This window comes from Alteromonas sp. 4NH20-0056 (genome assembly GCF_057539655.1).
Window position 1 is genome coordinate 152,962 of record NZ_BAAJLS010000003.1, and the last position, 13,701, is coordinate 166,662.

Annotated in this window: 11 protein-coding genes; 4 read left to right on the forward strand and 7 right to left on the reverse strand. The window is 45.0% G+C overall.

What is annotated here, in order from left to right:
• Positions 1 to 7: 7 nt before the first annotated feature.
• Both AC27EZ_RS06830 and AC27EZ_RS06835 read right to left on the reverse strand, forming a co-directional pair.
• Positions 8 to 541 (reverse strand): DUF6436 domain-containing protein, encoded by a 534-nt coding sequence (locus AC27EZ_RS06830; RefSeq protein ID WP_487134622.1) that lies wholly within the window; start codon positions 539 to 541, stop codon positions 8 to 10.
• Positions 541 to 2,022, reverse strand: coding sequence for a methyl-accepting chemotaxis protein (locus AC27EZ_RS06835; protein ID WP_487134623.1), 1,482 nt, complete (start codon positions 2,020 to 2,022; stop codon positions 541 to 543). The genes AC27EZ_RS06830 and AC27EZ_RS06835 overlap by 1 nt, the downstream gene beginning before the upstream one ends.
• A gap of 218 nt (positions 2,023 to 2,240) precedes the next feature.
• Between AC27EZ_RS06835 and AC27EZ_RS06840 the strand changes: the two genes are divergently transcribed.
• Complete coding sequence (locus tag AC27EZ_RS06840; protein WP_487134624.1) at positions 2,241 to 3,125, forward strand: ATP-grasp domain-containing protein; 885 nt, start codon at positions 2,241 to 2,243, stop codon at positions 3,123 to 3,125.
• Between the two features lie 74 nt (positions 3,126 to 3,199).
• On the opposite strand, the gene AC27EZ_RS06845 is transcribed toward AC27EZ_RS06840, so the two are convergent.
• The 4 genes from AC27EZ_RS06845 to AC27EZ_RS06860 form a co-directional block, all read right to left on the reverse strand.
• Complete coding sequence (locus tag AC27EZ_RS06845) at positions 3,200 to 4,669, reverse strand: DUF3300 domain-containing protein (RefSeq protein ID WP_487134625.1); 1,470 nt, start codon at positions 4,667 to 4,669, stop codon at positions 3,200 to 3,202.
• Positions 4,670 to 4,820: 151 nt separating this feature from the next.
• Positions 4,821 to 5,435, reverse strand: coding sequence for a GTP cyclohydrolase II (gene ribA, locus AC27EZ_RS06850; RefSeq protein ID WP_487134626.1), 615 nt, complete (start codon positions 5,433 to 5,435; stop codon positions 4,821 to 4,823).
• 168 nt (positions 5,436 to 5,603) lie between these two features.
• The gene (locus AC27EZ_RS06855) at positions 5,604 to 8,393 is read right to left on the reverse strand and encodes a putative bifunctional diguanylate cyclase/phosphodiesterase (protein ID WP_487134627.1); all 2,790 of its coding nucleotides are present in this window, start codon (positions 8,391 to 8,393) and stop codon (positions 5,604 to 5,606) included.
• A gap of 152 nt (positions 8,394 to 8,545) precedes the next feature.
• Positions 8,546 to 8,878, reverse strand: coding sequence for a hypothetical protein (locus AC27EZ_RS06860; RefSeq protein ID WP_487134628.1), 333 nt, complete (start codon positions 8,876 to 8,878; stop codon positions 8,546 to 8,548).
• A gap of 270 nt (positions 8,879 to 9,148) precedes the next feature.
• On the opposite strand from AC27EZ_RS06860, the gene AC27EZ_RS06865 reads away from it, so the two are divergent.
• On the forward strand, positions 9,149 to 9,817 hold the full coding sequence (locus tag AC27EZ_RS06865; protein ID WP_487134629.1) for a glutathione S-transferase family protein: 669 nt from the start codon (positions 9,149 to 9,151) through the stop codon (positions 9,815 to 9,817).
• Between the two features lie 15 nt (positions 9,818 to 9,832).
• On the opposite strand, the gene recQ is transcribed toward AC27EZ_RS06865, so the two are convergent.
• Positions 9,833 to 11,671 (reverse strand): DNA helicase RecQ, encoded by a 1,839-nt coding sequence (recQ, locus tag AC27EZ_RS06870; RefSeq protein ID WP_487134630.1) that lies wholly within the window; start codon positions 11,669 to 11,671, stop codon positions 9,833 to 9,835.
• Between the two features lie 159 nt (positions 11,672 to 11,830).
• Here recQ and AC27EZ_RS06875 point away from each other — a divergent pair, with 159 nt between their 5' ends.
• Together AC27EZ_RS06875 and AC27EZ_RS06880 are read left to right on the forward strand one after the other, a co-directional pair.
• Positions 11,831 to 12,325: a thioesterase family protein gene (locus tag AC27EZ_RS06875; protein WP_487134631.1), complete on the forward strand. Its 495-nt coding sequence runs from the start codon at positions 11,831 to 11,833 to the stop codon at positions 12,323 to 12,325.
• Positions 12,326 to 12,354: 29 nt separating this feature from the next.
• Positions 12,355 to 13,692, forward strand: coding sequence for a magnesium transporter (locus tag AC27EZ_RS06880; RefSeq protein ID WP_487134632.1), 1,338 nt, complete (start codon positions 12,355 to 12,357; stop codon positions 13,690 to 13,692).
• Positions 13,693 to 13,701 lie beyond the last annotated feature (9 nt).

Below are 13,701 nucleotides of genomic sequence, written 5' to 3' on the forward strand. Positions count from 1 at the left end.
GAATGGCTTACGTCGATGAAGGACAAAAACACCCTTCTGCGTCGGTGTTGATAACCGCGCCCGTGTAAGGTCGCTGTGTGGTGTACGCGGCAATTTCTTCTACCAACGTTTTACCAGTAAAACAGCCATACCCTGTCGAATATGGGCCTAAATAACGCAGCTGATTGTTATCGTCAATAACGATTAACGCAGGTATTGATGGCAGTAATTGTTGTAACGCTGGTAACGTTTCAATAGTCACTTGTGCAATACGATATTGTGCGCTGTCTAGTCTATTAGAAAGTTGCGTTTGGTGCGCAGTCGTCAACCATTCGCAGTAGCATTGAGATTGTGTACCTACATGAACAATGCTTGCTCCGGTGATGCCGTGATTACGTAGCAGTGAGACAACGCGATGGTCAAAGTCAGGGTAAGTTGAAGCGTATAATAGACTGCCTTCGGGGTCGAATACAGAAAGCTGCCGTTGCCCATAAGCAAGCATGGCGGCAAGCAATGTTACCGCCCATACAATCAAAAGCACCCAACTTAATCGTGTAGACATTACACCTTAAATCGTTCGATGGCTTGTCGCATTTTCTGTGAAATATCGGTAAGTACGTCGACTTCGCTCGCCAGTGCTTCAGCGGTGGCAAGTTCTTGTGACGTAAATTCACTTAAGCGCGACGTACTTGCAGCAATCGATGCAGAGGCAGTCTCTTGTTCAACCGCTGATGTGGCAATTTCAGTCATGCTCTCGCTTGCAAAGCGTATTTGCTCCATGATGCTTGTCATTGCCTCTGTCGCCGTTTCGGACGAGCCTACCGCTTTATCGACAAGTTCAATGCAGGTTTGCATTTGCGTGACCGAGCTTGCCGTTTGATTGACAAGTTGCTCAGTAATGGTGGAGATTTGGTCGGCACTCTCTTTTGAACGTATAGCAAGTGTTCGTACTTCATCCGCAACAACAGCAAACCCTCTACCGTGTTCACCTGCGCGAGCCGATTCTATTGCCGCGTTCAGTGCTAGTAAGTTGGTTTGTTCTGCAACAGCGGTAATAGAGCGCATCGCTTCAGAGATATGTGAACATTGCTCGTTCAACGCCTCATTGGTTTTAGCGGCATTGTTTAGCGTACTACGCAATGAATTAATGGTTTGGCTAGTGCTAGAGATAGACTCTCTGGTTTTTTCAGAGGATGACTGCGCGGCAGTTGCCTTGTCGCTGGCAATGGTGGTTTGCTCTGTTGATAACTGCATGGTTTGGGCAATTTCTTCAGAAGAAGCAGAGACCATGGCAAGCTCTTGATCAGTGTCTTTACTGATTTTGAACATATTTGTGGCCGCACTTTCCATTTTTTCACAGCCACGCACGACATCGTCGGTTAACGATGAAGCAAGTGCTATTAGCTCCTTCACTTGGTCGATTAATAAACCGAACGGCTTCACCGTTTCACTGTTACGGTCAATCTCTACGGTTAAATCTAATTGCCCGTCGTTGCGCTGCATCTTCTCTATAATAAGGCGAAGCTGAGCAGCGCCTGCACCTTCTTCATGGGCTTGTTTTGCCATATACATTAGTACGCCGCCTTCAGCGACAGCGAACACGGCGTGAAGCAACAACATCGAGAAAGTAACGTGACCTTCCTCAAAAATCATGACTGAGGCACCTTGCGACTGTAGCAAGAAGAAACTGATATGGTGGACTGCCACTACAGCAGTACCGGTTGCTATCACCTTCCAATCTCTAAAACAGGATAAGAAAGCAAGCAGTACAAAAATTTCAAAATGTATTTCGATAAGGCCGAACGATTGGTGAATATGAAGTGCCGTTAGCAGCTGTACCCCGATGGCCATCGCGTGCCTACTTATTGCAGCGTAGGGTTGCTGAAAGCTTAAAATAAGCGGAATGGCAGCGATTGGAATGCCAAAAACAAAAGCGACAAGAAGTTCGCCTGTGATCATACCAATTGCGACCGAAATCACTAACTGAATCAGCAAAGCTACGCGAAAAATCTTATGTCCTTCGAGATGCCATGGGTAGTGCATATTTGTCTCCAGCGAAAGTGCGCCATGTACTGAGTGTAGGCGAAAAGCAGTTGGTCTGCTAATACTATGTATTTTAAGCGTTAATTGCTATTTCAGCCATTTAACTTTGGTCTAACCACACACTAATTGATAGTCTTACCCTAAAATCAAAAGGGTGCTGTAATAGGGATATCGGCTCCTATCTGCCAAACGTGAATGATATTAAGGAGTATTTACTAATGTGCCATGTGGCGTTTCTTTCCACTGATAATTTGGAAGCGTTTTTTGTTTATGACGAGCTGCTTATTCCGTTTTTCAATGCTAAAGGCTGGCGTGTTACCACCGTCTCTTGGCATGTTAAAAATCATGATTGGTCACAATATGATTACGTCGTAGTTCGCAGCACGTGGGACTATCAGCAGTTTCCAAGTGCTTTTTTGACTGTACTGGCACAGATTGATGCCGCATCAACCACGTTATTAAATCCACTATCATTGATGCAGTGGAATATTGAAAAATTCTATCTTCAAGACCTTGCTGAAAAAGGGTGCTTAACCGTACCGACATGTTGGCAGTCGGTGTTTAATGAAGATGCCTTAAGCGAACAGTTTGATTTACTGAAAAGTGATAAGTTAATCGTGAAACCCGTGCTTAGCGCTAATGCAGACGATACTTTTAAAGTTACGCCAGCGAACATCGATACGCATATAAAGGTATTGTCACAAGCCTTCAATTCGCGTCCGTTTATGATTCAACCTTTTCTACCAAGCGTGGTTGAAGAAGGAGAGTACTCTTTATTTTATTTTGGCGGTGTCCTTAGTCACGCTATCTTGAAAACACCGGCAGAAGGTGATTTTCGTGTCCAAGAAGAGCATGGCGGGCGGCTTAAATTGGTTACACCGACCGCAGAGCAATGCAAAGTGGCTGAGATGGCCCTTGCGAGTATGCCGGCGCCGGCGCTCTATGCCCGGGTTGACCTTATTGACCTGTCAGGTTCATGGGCCATCATGGAGCTTGAGTTGATTGAGCCTTCGCTGTATTTCAATTTAGATGAGGGGTCATGTCAGCGCTTCGTTTCTGCAATGCTACGCTATCACTCGTCGCTGCAAGCCACGAAACAATAAGTTATGTGAAAAGCGCAGTTAAAAAAAGGGCCTAATGATTAAATTAGGCCCTTTGAGTCTGTGCTAAATGGCGACTAACGCTCTCGTTTTTCCGGGCGGCTCTCATTTCGTTGAGGCCTACTGCGTGTCTGTGGCGCGGTTCGTTTTTCTTGTCGTGCGACCTCATAATTGCGTTTTTGCGTTACCGGCCTCTGCACGTTTACAGGCCGTTCTTTTCCTGTGGGTTGGCTGCGTTTAACGCTGCTCACATCCCTTCCTTGTCGCTGCACTTTTTGTTGCACTGTTTGCTGCGTATGCGTTGAAGGGCTCACCTGTCTAGGCTCTGAATAGCGTGCAACTTGCTGTTTGTTGCTGCGTAATTCATCGCGAATTGATTCTCCTCTATCTACTTTACGTGTTGTATCTTTTACCTTTGCAGGCAGTTGCCTTTCAGTATACCTCGCGGGTTTTTGTGACTGAGTTCGTAAACCGTTTTTAATTGTTTGCTCACGATTAATGGGCGTCTGCGCTTTCGCGGTTCGATGCAACCACTGAGACTTGGTGTCTTGCACTGGCGTATTTTCGCGATGTTTACTTACCCTATTTTCTGTCACGCGCTGTGCGTGGGCGTATTTATTTGTCACCCCACGTGTATTCGTATTTTTTGGTACGTAGTTTCTTGATACCGGCTGTTCGCGATGCTGGTATACAGCAGGTGCACTTCGTACAACACGCTCAGAGTATTTTGCTCTGCGGTGATCTTGACGGTGCTCCCAGCGCTGATAACCGTTGCTAATTACACGTTTACGCTGGCTGCCGCGAAAGTAGCGCGTAACGGGCGTGCGGTGAATGACCACATGTCTGTTTGACCAATGAATACCGCCGAAATAGAAAAAGGTAGACAGACGAATACTAGGACCCCAATAAAAATTGCCTGTGCGATGGTAACTTACATGGTGATTCCAACGAACGGGGGCGATTGGATGCCACCAGTGACCATAAACGGTAACGGGGTCATAATAGGGAACATAAACCACCTCGCGTTGGCGAGGCGCAATATAAACGACCTCTTTCTCTCGCTCTACTTCAAGGTAGTCGTTCGATTGTAAGTTCCCAGTATTCATGGCGAGTTGGCGCAATACTTGTACGCGAGCAAGTACACGAGACTGGTTGATCAATACATTGTCACCGAGTTGTTGGAGCCAGTTAAGATCTTCGGCAATAGTGTTCAGAACATCGGTAAAAGGCACGAGTGCTTTTACACTGGGATCCCAATCAACGGGCTCTAGAAGTTGTTCAACTTGGTCTGGGCTTAAGTCTTTATTACTTTGACGCCATCTGTCAGCTGACACAACATCAAGTGGATAGGTGGTGGCTACCAAAATATGCGTCAGCAATGTATCAGGATACAAGGCAATAGGAGCAAGTAAGCTATCAAGCTCAGCATCGCTGTAAGTGATGTTCTGCACGTTGGTCACAGGAGGTGGCGTTGTTTGTGCGCTTACTGGAAGTGCAATGCCCGAAGCACCGAGTGCGAGTACTACCGCTATCGTTATGTTTTTCATACGTTCTCCTTACATTGCTATGCTTATCGATAACGTTCGAAAGCGGGCAATGTCACAAAGTCTGTATGAAATATAACGTGAAGTGTATTAACCTAAGCTGAACCAAACTGAATATATTGTCCAGCCTAGGTATTAACTTTATAACAGGGAGTTATTTGAAAATATGCGGGTCGAAAGCGTGACCCAATTTTTCTGTTTTCGTTTTAAGATAGTGCTTATTATCTTTAGTGAGGCCGTGGTCGATAGGCCTTCTTGATACCACGTCGATATCAAGCGCTTGCAAAGCAGCCATTTTCTTTGGATTGTTGGTCATTAATTCAACATGCTTTACATTAAGCGTATCAAGCATAAGCTTACAGATATCATAGCTGCGCAAATCGGCATCGAACCCAAGGTGTTCGTTTGCCTCGACCGTGTCCATACCGCTATCTTGAAGGTTGTAGGCTCGGATTTTGTTAAGTAGGCCTATGCCACGGCCTTCCTGACGAAGATAAAGCAATACGCCAAATCCTTTATCAACAATATTTTGCATGGCTTTTTCAAGCTGAAATCCACAGTCACAACGTGTGCTAAACAATGCATCGCCGGTAAGGCATTCAGAATGAATTCTTATTGGTACTATGTCATCTTCTTTCCAGTCACCGTAAGACAGAGCGACATGCTCCTGCCCACTGGCTTCCACGAAACCATGGATCTTGAAATCACCAATGCGTGTTGGCAATTTAGCTGAACTGACAAATTCGTATTTAGGCTGTTTGCTGCTCATGTTACTTCTACACCCGGGACGTTAAGCGTAAAGTGGGGGTGTTCTTGCCTTTTACAAGGGGCTGAGACAGGTTCATCTCCCCATTTATTAATGTGATAATGTTACATTATCTCACTCGTTAATAGTAGCACATTCGTAGTGTGATAAAGACTACGTTACAAGCTGTGTTCACAAGGGAACAAATTCTTTGAGCGGGGCGGGCGGTTTCACCCCAAAACCTTGCGCAAAGTCGATACCCATTTTTCCTAGCTCTACCATTGTCGCTTCATTTTCAACGAATTCGCCTACTGTTAGCATGCCCATCGCCCTTGCGACTTCTTTTATAGAGGCCACCATCGCGGCATCAATAGGATCAATAAGCATGTCTTTTATAAAGCTACCGTCTATTTTTACTTGAGAGACCGGCAGGCTTTTCAAATAGCTATAAGATGAAAACCCACTTCCAAAATCGTCTAGGGCAAACGTACAGCCCAATTCATTGAATGCGCGCATGAAATCAATGGTGTCATCCATTTTGATAATGGCTACCGACTCAATTACTTCAAAACATATTTTTTCGAACGGAATACGGTATTGTTCAAATGCATTTAATACGTAAAGTTTAAAATCGCGATCAGCCAGTGAGTGGCAATTTAGATTAATACTGCACTTTTTGAGTTGTGCTAAATGCTCTGGGTTGGCACTGAGGTAAGCAAACGTTGACGATATCACCCACTTATCTATTTTGACGTTCATCTCGAACCGTTCTGCGGTGGGTAAAAATGCAGTGGGCTCTATAATATTGCCGTCTTTTTGCTGCAGCCGTAATAAAATTTCATAATAATGGCCGTCATTTTGACGCGACAAAGGGCGGAGCGGTTGATAGTAAAGCAGGAATCGCTCTTCTTCTAGCGCTTGATTAATCGTGGTTACCCAGTCTAATTCATATTGATAACGTTGCATGCCTGCGTTGTGTTTACTGTAACAATGTACCTGATTTCGTCCTTGTTCTTTGGCAAAATAACAGGCTGCATCTGCCATGCTCAGATACTGATCAGGGGTAAGTGCAGAGTCGTCACATATCGCAAGCCCAATACTCACTCCAAGATTGAAAATGCGATTTTCCCACATAAAGCGGAAGTCTCTCACAGCATTAAGTATGTTCACTGCATGGCGGTAAGCTGTCTCTTCGTCACAATGTTCAACAATAACCCCAAACTCATCACCCCCAAGGCGTGATAAGGTTGCATTGTCTGGCAAACTCTTGTCGAGAAGTTGCGAAATTTCTTTGATAAGTGCGTCACCTGCTTTATGTCCACAAGTGTCGTTTATTATTTTAAACCGGTCTAAATCAAGGTATAAAATAACCACAGGGGTGGCTGCATGCTCGGCAAGTCTATTTTTTAGCGTGGTCTCAAAAAACCTGCGATTATACACACCGGTTAGCGAGTCATGCGTGGCCATATACTCAAGGCTAAGGTTTGACTGTTTACGCTCAGTGATGTCGATAATCGAACCATATAAAAATCTGTCGTCGCCTTCGCCTCTCACTTGGCATGAAATCGAAAACCAAAACGATTCTCCGTTTGAACGTTTACCTTTAATTTCTCTTCCTATTACTTGCCCTTCGCTAAGCAGTATGCCTAAGAGTGCGGCGCGGTCGTCGACGTTGTCATAAAACTCGATAGTGCTTGTTACGCCTTGCAGCATGGTTTCTTCGTCGTCATAGCCAAATACTGCACACATCGCAGTATTAACAGTCTTAAGCTGCCCTTCAACGGTCGATGTATAAAGCCCCTCTGCAGAATTGCGAAACAAATCGTAAAAATGGCTTAAGTTTGAAATGGTGGCTTCACGCTCAGAGAGCTGCTGTTTGTTGTGGCTCCGCTCTTTAAGTTCAACACTAAAGCCAAGACATAAAAGCCCAAGTGTTAGTGTGACGATCAAGGCAGATACGACGAATTCCGTATAAACCAAATTTGCAAATATCGTTTGGGTAAAAATAGCGTACACACAAAAGAAGCTAAGCCACGCTACGATGAAAATGCGGCTTAAGGCCAATGACGCTTTGCGTCGAAATACAAATGCTAGAAGGATGTGATATACACCAATGATGGCAGTAAAAAGAAACAGCGTTTTTACGGCGTGAAACGCGCTACCGCTTAACGCGACAAAGATCATCGCAACGGGAAGTAAAAAGGTCACACTGCGAAGTATAAGCGGGACGTGGGGAAATAAATTATGCGTAACTTTACCAAGTGATAAAAACGTGAGCCCCAACAAAACGGCAAAAGATGTTTCACTGTAATTAGTCAATGAGGGCCAAGTCGATAACCCTCCTTGTGCTAAGAAAAACAAGGCAAACAAAATACCATTGGTTATAGATAGCCAAAAGCGTGCCGGCGTGCGTTGGTATAAATACGACAACAGAAAGTAGCCGGCAAGAATTGAGAGTACTCCAAACACCACACCGAGCAGTGCTAGCATACTTCTATCGTATTGCGCGAGCGCGGTGTGATGCCACAATGATATCGGAAACTGTTTTAAACCATCATCATCAATACCAACGAGTAAGCGTACTTGTTCTTCTGCTTTCAGCGAGAAGGGTAGTCGAATAGTGGGTAGCGGTTTCGCTAGCGAAAAATCTCCTTTGCCCGCTTGATAACGGTATGACTTGATAATACGTGAGCTAGTATCTAGGAGGTAGAGTTGAAGGTCGTCAATATTGAGCCTATCAATATTGAGAACAAGTGGCACTGTGCTGTACCCACTGTTTTCAATCGTAGTCGACAACCAAATGCGGTTGTCGTTGTTCTCATTGCCTGTATTTTCAGGTGATCGTGCGACCCCTTTAAGTACATCAAAATAGGTGGCAGATTGTCGGCTTTCGGTTACCGATGCATAGTCGTTAATTCTTTGCGTTTTAAAGGCTTCATTGATTACAAGCGTATTTGCGTCGTTATTCGCATGCGCCGACATGCCCACGAACGCACTTAGTATTACTAAGAGGGTATATAACGCAAATAATCCTTTTTGCCGCGATAACGTCACAACATTGAAACCTTATTATTATTTTCTAGCCTCTATACTAACGGAAGAGTTTGATACAAAGAAAGTAAATGCGTACCCCATTACACATTCTTTGTCGTTAAATACTGAAGTAGCGCTTTGATATCTTGATTATTTCCCAGAGGTTCCAACCAAATAGCGTCGCATAGCCAATCAATATTCATTAAAAAGGAAAGCGCGTCTGACTCATCTTTCGCTGCGATAATCGTTTGGCAACGATCGGCTCCCCAATCAGTCGGTTGTGCCCGACAGTTGAAAAAGGTGCAAAACGCGTCAATTAGCTGTGATGTTTTCAAAGGCGTGGACGGCATAGCAATAGCGATGACCACGGCGTTGTCTTGCGGTACAAGACTATTAAGTATCGTGCTCTTATCTATCTTATTTGAATACGTCATTGATAACGTAGCACCTTACTGTGTTGGTATGGGGGCAAATATATAAAGTTTGCTCTATATGTAGAGCACACCGTGGAAAGTAGCAAAAACGACCTAAAATGGAAAGGTAAGTCACAGGTGTCGCGCCTATAACATTTGCTGATGGGAGTGAATCAATGAAAAAAACGAATTTCGCGGATATTTTGACGGGAAAATTAATCTTATCCTAGCGCAGTGTTGTATAACTAGTACCAGAATCCATTACTAGCATTATCGCGTTCAAGGAATAGTATGTTAACACTTCATCATTTAAATAATTCTCGCTCTCAACGGATCCTATGGTTACTCGAAGAGCTTGGGGTCGATTATACTATTGAGCATTACCAAAGAGATAGCAACACTAACCTTGCTCCAAACGCGTTGCAGGCAGTGCACCCACTTGGTCGCTCGCCTGTACTAACCACGCCTGATGGTGCCATCGCTGAATCAGGCGCTATTATTGAGTATTTGATAAAACACCACGCTAAAGAGAGTTTCGTTATGCCAGAGACGGGCGAAACACTGCAGCAGTATTGGTTCTGGTTACATTTTGCAGAAGGTTCATTGATGCCGCCTTTAGTGGCAAACCTTGTACTTGAAAAAGCACGTCAAAAAGGGTCAAAGCCGTTTTTTATAAAGCCTATCACTAATAAACTGATCGATGGGATTTTGGATGCCTACTACCGACCAAACCTTGAAAAAAGCTTACGATACGTCGAGTCATATTTATCAAGCAATACCTGGTTTGCAGGCGACGCACCTACCGGCGCTGATGTGCAAATGATATTCCCGCTAGAATCGCTGGTTGCAAGTGGTCGCGCTGAAGATTTTGCAGCGATAAAAGGCTACGTTAAGCGGGTACATGAAAGAGAAGCATATAAGCGTGCGTTAGAAAAGGGCGGTGAGTACGCCTACGCTTAGTACCAAATGTACTTATTAGTGTTCTCGGTTGATATAGTCGTCGATAAGTTGCATAAAGGCCTCACCATAACGCTCTAGTTTGGTTTGGCCTACACCGCTTACCTCTAACATAGTGCTTCTATTTATAGGCAGTTTGCACGCCATGTCGACCAAGGTTGCGTCACTAAATACCACATAAGGTGGAACACCGTTTTCTTCCGCCAATACCTTACGTAAATGCTTAAGGCGAATGAACAGGGTTCGGTCGTAATTTGCCGGGGCCTGTTTCGCTTTTCTATCTGGTTTAAATTCGAGCCTAGGCACAGCAAGTTGAATAGCAACGTCACTTTTAAGTATAGGACGGGCCGCCTCAGTGAGCCGAAGCGCAGCGTTTGCGGTGATATCTACACGAATAAGCCCTTTATGAATAAGCTGATTGATGATGTTGTGCCAATAGCTGTCTGATTTATCTTTGCCAATTCCATAGGTAGAGAGCTGATGATGTCCAGCTTCCTGCAAACGCTTTAATTGCTTTCCGCGAATAACATCAATGACATACTGCGTCGATGCTTGTTGAGACAAACGAAGAATACACGACAGGACCTTTTGGCTCATCACTAAGCCATCAATCATTTTTGGTGGGTCTAAGCAAACATCACAATTCCCACAGGCGCTATCACTAAACTGAGAGAAATAATTAAGTAACACTTGCCTTCGGCAGGTTTGGGCTTCTGAAAACGCCTCCATAGCAGCAAATTTCTGTAACTCAATGGCATTGCGCTCTGCTATTTCGCCCTGTTCAATCCATTGTTTAACGCGCGCAGCATCTTTCTCATCAAATAACAGCAACGCCTCTGACGGTAATCCATCTCGTCCAGCACGCCCTGTCTCTTGATAATAGCTCTCTACGCTACGGGGAACATCGTGATGAACTACATAGCGCACATTCGACTTATTAATGCCCATACCAAAGGCAACGGTTGCCACAACAATGTCTATTTTGTCGTTAAGAAACTGCCGTTGTACCAGCTCTCGCTCGTCGGCGTCCATTCCCGCATGGTAGGCGGCACAACGAAAGCCTTGACGAAACAGCTTGGCGTGTAAGTCGTCTACTTTTGCCCTGCTATTGCAGTAAATAATGCCACTGCCCTCTTGTTGCTTAACATAGGCAAGCACCTGGTCAAACGCCTTGTACTTTGACATCACGCGATAACGGATATTAGGCCTATCGAAACTCCCTTTGTAGACGAGTGGCTCTTGTAGCTGAAGCTGGGTAAGAATATCGGCCTGTGTCGCAATATCGGCGGTTGCAGTAAGGCCAATGACAGGAATATGTGGAAACTTACCTTTTATCTGACCCAGTGCGCGATAATCTTGACGGAAATCATGACCCCAATGAGATACACAGTGGGCTTCATCAATCGCAAACAAGGCAATATCAATACGCTTCAATAATTGCTGGAAGCTAAATTGTAGTAAGCGTTCTGGTGATACATAGAGTAAATCGATGTTACCCGTCAGCAAACGTTCTGTAACACTGTGCTGTGTATCTTGATCGAGCGATGAATTCAAATAGGCTGCACTGACGCCAAGCGCGGTCAGTTGCTCTACTTGGTCTTGCATTAAAGAGATGAGCGGTGATACCACCACAGCAGTGCCATTGCGTACCAAGGCGGGTATTTGATAACAGAGCGACTTTCCACCACCGGTAGGAAGCAATACCAGAGCGTCAGAGCCTTTACACACGCTATGAATAACCTCTCCCTGGCCGTCACGAAATACATCGTAACCGAATACATCTTTTAAGACAGATTCAGGTGTGCACGATGAAACATCGGTGTCAGAGTCGGGTGAGGAAGTTGCTGCAATTGTCATGGCGGGGGATTTTACGCGTTTTTTGCTTATGCTTCACGACTGAATCGAAAAAACTATACTAAAATTCAGCGTTTCAATATTTGTACATAATTAATAAAAGCGGTAACTCACTCATAATTAACGTAATGTGAAGCACTATGCTGTTAACAAGGACACATTATGACAGACCATAATTCAACAAATACTGACGAGCAGCGCCCTCTTACCCATGCATCTCTGACCGCATTTGTCATTGGGCTATTCAACGACACCATGCCATTTAATACCTTACTAGGATTAGACGTGGTTGATGGCGATAACGGCATTGAACTCCACGCAGACTGGAAACAAGAATTAACCGGTAACCCGCTTAAAGGTATCTTGCACGGGGGCGTTACTGCCACCATGCTAGATACCATTGGCGGTTTAGTAGCGATAACTGAAACCATTAAGCATACCGATGCATCTCAACTTTCTGAGCTAAAAGTGCGTTTGCCCACTATGGGAACGGTAGATATGCGCGTAGACTATCTGCGACCGGGTCGGGGAGCACGTTTTATTGCTACGGCATCGGTTATTCGCAAAGGAAGTAAATTAGTAGTGTGTAGAATGGAATTACACAACGAAAAGGGTGATCATATCGCCTTTGGAACAGGCACTTATATGCTTGGATAGCAAAGTGTAACATTACGTGGAGGTGCTGCATGGCTGAGCCATTACCTGATTTAATTGAAGAGTTTGTATCTGACAGCATAGGCGATGACCCAGCGTCTATTCTTACCGCATTGAGCGGCCAAGATACGGTCTATATAGCATCTTTATTAGAGTCTCTGCCCCTCGATCGCCGTCTTATCGTATGGGAAGGTATGGCTCGAGACCGCAAGTTAGATGTGCTTGTGGAAATGCGTAGCGACCCTCGTGAACTGCTTATTGACGCGACGCCGCATAACGAATGGACGTCTATTTTTGCCGATATTGACGCAGAAGACTTACTTGAACTACTTGATTCATTGCCGACCAAGCTGGTCGATTTGGCGTATGAGTCGCTAGATAGCCAGGAGCGTAAGTACTTTCGTGACGCGACGCAATTTCCTGACGGCCAAGTTGGACACTGGGTTACCCATGATCAACTGGCGTTACCCGCGAATGCGAAGGTGCGTGAAGGACTCCGCTTATTACGTCGCGATATTCCACAGCACTGCGACAGTATTTATTTGGTCAACCGTTCTGGGCAGTTTGCAGGGCTGGTTAAAATAAATACGCTTTTCTCTGCTCCTGATCACACGCCTCTTAGTACCTTAAAAAGTGACAGCGTCACTACATTACAGGGTACAGATGAAACCACGACCGCATCGATTCAGGTGCAGCGTTCAGGGTTGGCCTCGCTACCTGTTATCGACGAAAATGATGTGCTTCTAGGCCGTTTAGATATCACCTCTGCCAGTGAGTTGGTGAATGAATTTTACGAACGACAAGTGATGGCATCTGCGGGTATGGATGAAGACGAAGATTTATTCTCGCCCGTTGCGAAAAGTGCTCGAAATCGTGCGTTATGGTTAGGTATTAACTTGCTCACTGCGTTTTTAGCTTCGTGGTTTATCGGGCTGTTCGAAGGCACATTAGAACAAGTCGTTGCGTTAGCAGTATTAATGCCGGTGGTAGCGAGTATGGGAGGAATAGCCGGGAGCCAGACGCTTACACTTATTGTACGTGGTTTGGCGCTTGGTCAAGTCACCAGTGCCAACATTCGGGCCCTTATGGTAAAAGAGTTAAAAGTAGGTGGGGTGAATGGGGTCATCTGGGCCATTGTTATCGGTGTTGTTGCCTATTTCTGGTTTACCGATGCCATGCTTGGCATGGTAATTTGCTTTGCGATACTACTGAATATTGTCGCTGCTGCTCTGGCAGGGGTTTTTGTGCCGGTTATCTTGGATAAGCTTAAGATAGACCCAGCGCTCTCAGGCTCGGTCATTCTCACGACGGTCACCGATATTGTAGGGTTCGTCGCATTTCTTGGTCTAGGTACATTATTTCTATTATAAAAGGCCAGC

Excerpts from the sequence above, each read along its gene's own strand:
- AC27EZ_RS06830 (WP_487134622.1), bottom strand. The coding sequence starts at position 541 with ATGTCTACACGATTAAGTTGGGTGCTTTTGATTGTATGGGCGGTAACA.
- AC27EZ_RS06835 (WP_487134623.1), bottom strand. The coding sequence starts at position 2,022 with ATGCACTACCCATGGCATCTCGAAGGACATAAGATTTTTCGCGTAGCT.
- AC27EZ_RS06840 (WP_487134624.1), top strand. The coding sequence starts at position 2,241 with ATGTGCCATGTGGCGTTTCTTTCCACTGATAATTTGGAAGCGTTTTTT.
- AC27EZ_RS06845 (WP_487134625.1), bottom strand. The coding sequence starts at position 4,669 with ATGAAAAACATAACGATAGCGGTAGTACTCGCACTCGGTGCTTCGGGC.
- ribA (WP_487134626.1), bottom strand. The coding sequence starts at position 5,435 with ATGAGCAGCAAACAGCCTAAATACGAATTTGTCAGTTCAGCTAAATTG.
- AC27EZ_RS06855 (WP_487134627.1), bottom strand. The coding sequence starts at position 8,393 with ATGTCGGCGCATGCGAATAACGACGCAAATACGCTTGTAATCAATGAA.
- AC27EZ_RS06860 (WP_487134628.1), bottom strand. The coding sequence starts at position 8,878 with ATGACGTATTCAAATAAGATAGATAAGAGCACGATACTTAATAGTCTT.
- AC27EZ_RS06865 (WP_487134629.1), top strand. The coding sequence starts at position 9,149 with ATGTTAACACTTCATCATTTAAATAATTCTCGCTCTCAACGGATCCTA.
- recQ (WP_487134630.1), bottom strand. The coding sequence starts at position 11,671 with ATGACAATTGCAGCAACTTCCTCACCCGACTCTGACACCGATGTTTCA.
- AC27EZ_RS06875 (WP_487134631.1), top strand. The coding sequence starts at position 11,831 with ATGACAGACCATAATTCAACAAATACTGACGAGCAGCGCCCTCTTACC.
- AC27EZ_RS06880 (WP_487134632.1), top strand. The coding sequence starts at position 12,355 with ATGGCTGAGCCATTACCTGATTTAATTGAAGAGTTTGTATCTGACAGC.